The 1,068-nt window shown below is 49.8% G+C and carries 3 protein-coding genes; all 3 read right to left on the bottom strand.

Annotation, left to right across the window (positions count from 1 at the left end; translation table 11 throughout):
* Nucleotides 1-168: TraQ conjugal transfer family protein (locus tag PORUE0001_RS11105; RefSeq protein ID WP_007364917.1), on the bottom strand; the 168-nt coding region annotated here is incomplete at its 3' end.
* A 12-nt stretch (nt 169-180) separates the two neighbouring features.
* Nucleotides 181-807 (bottom strand): conjugal transfer protein TraO, encoded by a 627-nt coding sequence (locus PORUE0001_RS02620; RefSeq protein ID WP_232501400.1) that lies wholly within the window; start codon nt 805-807, stop codon nt 181-183.
* A 17-nt stretch (nt 808-824) separates the two neighbouring features.
* A partial coding sequence (locus PORUE0001_RS02625) for a DUF4138 domain-containing protein (RefSeq protein WP_007364918.1) occupies nt 825-1,068 on the bottom strand: 244 nt, incomplete at its 5' end.

A 1,068-nucleotide genomic window follows, 5' to 3' on the forward strand; every position in this document is an offset into this window, starting at 1 on the left:
CTGTGGTGTGAGCTTGCAACGCACTTCCACTGCCTGCCCTTTAGTCGCCTCTTGATGGTATGGCATCAGCTCTACCTCAAAGGGGTAGACCTCCTGCACATTGACCTCTCTAGAGCAAGCTCCTAGGAGCATTGCCAGCAGGAGCGGTAGAATAAAGTATCTATTCATAGTCTTGTAGTCTTAGAAATTAAAACGAAAGCCCATCGTAGCTAGCGGACGGAATAGGTTCAGCTGGGAGCCAACCAAAAAGTTTCCATCGCCACGAACCGTCAGGAGCCAGTTGTCTGTGAGAAATATCTCAGCGGATAGATGAGCAGAGCCTCCATAGACGAAGTGTGAGCGAGAGCATATGGTGGCTCCATTGCTTAGGTCGTACTGGCGTCTATTAACGTCCTCGTAGCCACACAGAGCGGACAAGCCTGCATATAGCAAGAAAGTGTGCGTATAGTCTGTGAGGATTGGGTACATATAGCCCGCTTTGAAGAGGTAATCCTCTACAGGTATCGAGTAGTTGTTCTTCAAAACATCTGTATAGGATCGCTTATCGTGACTATATTCCACCCCCACTACGAGGTAGTCGGCGTGGAAGAAATAGTGCGTATAGTCCACCCGAGCCGTCCAATTGCCCCACTGGACAAATGGCGTCTCGTTGGTTAGCGGTACCCCACCCGATAGGATTAACCCATCTTGGTGAGGTATGGCACGTTGCGCCTTACTTACACTTGGCAGAGCCAACAGTAACAGGCACAACAAAGCTACGGGAAGGCTAGCCAGCCTCCCATAGCGTATCGGATTATTGATTGTCATAGTCATAAGGCAGGGGACTAAAAGCGTAGTTCGAGGTCATCAATAGCTCTAGCCCTTACGAGGTCTTTGTTGTCCACCGTAAAAGTTAGTGTGCGTCCGCCATTAAGCTCGTGTAGGGATATTTCGAGGATTTTGCCCTCTGGAAGTGAGAACGATTCGAGAGCGTAGATCGTACGCAACTCGCTCTTTGGCGCAACAACAGCAAGGTCGTTGTAAGCTCGCAGTGGCTGGAGTATAGTCTCCTGTATAGCCGTCTGTGTG

This window comes from Porphyromonas uenonis 60-3, from assembly GCF_000174775.1.
GTDB lineage: Bacteria > Bacteroidota > Bacteroidia > Bacteroidales > Porphyromonadaceae > Porphyromonas > Porphyromonas uenonis_A.

What these genes read in the sequence shown, in the direction of transcription:
- PORUE0001_RS02620 (WP_232501400.1), bottom strand. Translation starts at nt 807, where the DNA reads ATGACAATCAATAATCCGATACGCTATGGGAGGCTGGCTAGCCTTCCC.